The sequence below is a fragment of the Vibrio sp. D417a genome, assembly GCF_030248595.1.
GTDB lineage: Bacteria > Pseudomonadota > Gammaproteobacteria > Enterobacterales > Vibrionaceae > Vibrio > Vibrio alginolyticus.
Genome location: NZ_JAHGAM010000058.1, coordinates 1 through 2,544, shown reverse-complemented (window position 1 = coordinate 2,544; position 2,544 = coordinate 1). Strand labels below are relative to the sequence as shown.

The following is a 2,544-nucleotide window of genomic DNA, read 5'->3' as shown; positions in this document are numbered from 1 at the left end:
CTAAACGTGGGGTACTCGGAAATATAACGCCCTGTTAAGGGGTGAGCAACGCAATACAAAAGCCGCCGCGTACCACCTTAAACACCAAAATTCAACGCATAGTGAAAATGCCACGCGTTGCGAATCCCTCTTAAACAGTTTGTTATGTATCGGACTCGATTTGTTCCACCATTGAAAGTAAAAAGAATGCTACAACGAAACTAGTGTAATACCACAAAGGAGCCAAAGACAAATACGCATTAATTCTATCCGTTGCAAAAACACCAACAAAACCAAATGTTAACAAAATCAATACGATTAAATGAATAGTTGACTGATGAATGTATATATAGGCGTAAATTACAGCCATATAGAGCGCAAAACTAAAAAGTGCAGCCCATACAGTTTTGCCAACGAAAATCACCACTATTTGGAAGTAGTACCAGAAACCAGAACTGTCAGGATCAACTGAGAAACTAAAACTATCTAGCGATAAAATGTACTCCGTTTGATATATATAGCAGGCACATAACAACGGAAGAACTAGAACGGTACTGAGATCTTTAAGGTTTTTTATATCTGATATTTTTGGAACTACATCCATTAAAACTGTCCTTTTTCGCGAGATACATAACGCCCTGTTAAGGGGTGAGCAATGCAATACCGAAGCAGCCGCATACCACCTTAATCACTAAAACCAACGCATAGTGAAAATGCCACGCGTTGCGAATCCCTCTTGAACAGTTTGTTAGGTGCGTAGCCAAAGTTGGTAAAAGTCGGTTTCATCGTGCTTGGGATTCTTGCGCACGAACTCCCAACCATGGCGCTTATAGAATGTGAGAGCTCGATGATTAGTTCGGCTTACTGAAAGTACAGCACGCAAACAACCCGCTTTACTCAAAGTGCTTACAATATAATCCTGCAATTTTGCAGCGAGTCCTGAACCACGAAAATTCGGCTTTAAGTAAATGAGATGTACATAGCCAGTCCCCGGCTCGGGTGAAAAACTACGAAGCTCTAACTGCCCAGCAAACTGACCATCCACAAATATATGGATATAGAACCATCCTGATGTTGCTAACCGATCTAAGACTCGTTCACGATAACCACTGATGAAGTCGTCGAAACCATCGCAATGCCCAAAACTACAAAAGTATGCATCTTTTCTTGCAGCAACGCATAATTCGAAATCATCAATGTTTATCTGCCGAAAAGTAATTTCCATACTTACATTTTCCTTCAAGCACCTAACGCCCTGTTAAGGTGTGAGCAACGCAATACCGAAGCTACCGCATACCACCTTAAACACTAAAACCAACGCATAGTAAAAATGCCACGCGTTGCGAATCACTCTTAAACAGTTTGTTAGCTTTACGCAAAGTCCAGCGAATAAGTAAATATGCCACATGATCTACACTTGAACTTGTAGATTGCAGGATTCCCACCTTTTTCGTAGTAAGTGACTATTTGGCGCCACTCATTACTACCTATTAGCTGATCGTTTAGTAAAGCCTTTAATTCAGCGTCTTTTACCTGTAATAGATCAGACTTCTCTGCATCTCCATGAAATTCGCAAGCATCGCCACAGTGCGATAACCACACTTCTTGCTGCCATGAAATATAGCTTGGAGTTCTTTCACAAACTTCTTTTACCACTGACTTATCAAGTCCAGCTTTCATCAATGGATGTGGGTCAGCAAACTCTCCGTCGAATTTCTTCGCCGCCGAGCAATCAGAAATGCACCAAGGACAAATAGTTTCGACGTCATGTTCAGAGTAAATAGTAGAAGTTGCCCTATAGCCACGACTGACACCACAACATTCACAATTTGCATCTGTAACTTCTACAGCACCCGTTTTTATAGGATCTGGATGATACTTAAATGTTGGTAATTCCATTGTACCTCCGAGTAAAGCTAACGCCCAATTAAGGGGTGAGTAACGTAACACCGATGCTTCCGCATACCCCCTTAACCACTAAAATTAACGCATAGTAAAAATGCCACGCGTTACGAATCCCTCTTGAATTGCTTGTTAGTACGCTGCCCTTTAAGCTTTTGATACACGCCAAGATACTGAAATATAGCACGAAACTTGTGGCTTGAAACACTGAAACCAAACGGACAGCCGCCAAACTGAAAACTAACTTCAAGACGTAAGTTGGCTAGAAGAAAAACATGCCTAACTGTCCTATTTCAACGTTTTCAAATTAGCAAAGGATTCGGGCTTCAAATCTAAACAGCAGCGAAAAAGAACCTCATTTTTTACCTAAAATTTCTCAGCACCAAAGAAACCACACCAGAGAAATCGCCCGAAAGTTAGAAACCGTAAACTGTGAAATCAAAGCGAAAACTTCGCTTCTAGTGCCACCGGAGCGAACGTGAAAGATAGATTTGATCAAGTGTAAAGCTAAGAAAAGAAACCAATAAACACCAAGACTTTTGACCTCTTATGCCGACCCAGTACTAACGCCCTGTTAAGGTGTGAGCGACGCAATACCGAAGCTTCTGCATATCACCTTAAACACAAAATGCAATGCATAGTGAAAATGCCAAGCGTTGCGAA

General features: G+C 41.3%; 3 protein-coding genes. All 3 read right to left on the bottom strand.

The annotated features are described in order from the left end of the window. Window positions 1-142 precede the first annotated feature (142 nt). Window positions 143-583 (bottom strand): hypothetical protein, encoded by a 441-nt coding sequence (locus KI742_RS23400; RefSeq protein ID WP_029790593.1) that lies wholly within the window; start codon window positions 581-583, stop codon window positions 143-145. 144 nt (window positions 584-727) lie between these two features. Continuing rightward, on the bottom strand, window positions 728-1,204 hold the full coding sequence (locus tag KI742_RS23390; RefSeq protein ID WP_239945381.1) for a GNAT family N-acetyltransferase: 477 nt from the start codon (window positions 1,202-1,204) through the stop codon (window positions 728-730). 146 nt (window positions 1,205-1,350) lie between these two features. After that, window positions 1,351-1,878, bottom strand: a complete 528-nt coding sequence (locus KI742_RS23380) for a CbrC family protein (protein ID WP_285386344.1) — start codon at window positions 1,876-1,878, stop codon at window positions 1,351-1,353. Between the last annotated feature and the right edge of the window lie 666 nt (window positions 1,879-2,544).

What these genes read in the sequence shown, in the direction of transcription:
- KI742_RS23400 (WP_029790593.1), bottom strand. Translation starts at nt 583, where the DNA reads ATGGATGTAGTTCCAAAAATATCAGATATAAAAAACCTTAAAGATCTC.
- KI742_RS23390 (WP_239945381.1), bottom strand. Translation starts at nt 1,204, where the DNA reads ATGGAAATTACTTTTCGGCAGATAAACATTGATGATTTCGAATTATGC.
- KI742_RS23380 (WP_285386344.1), bottom strand. Translation starts at nt 1,878, where the DNA reads ATGGAATTACCAACATTTAAGTATCATCCAGATCCTATAAAAACGGGT.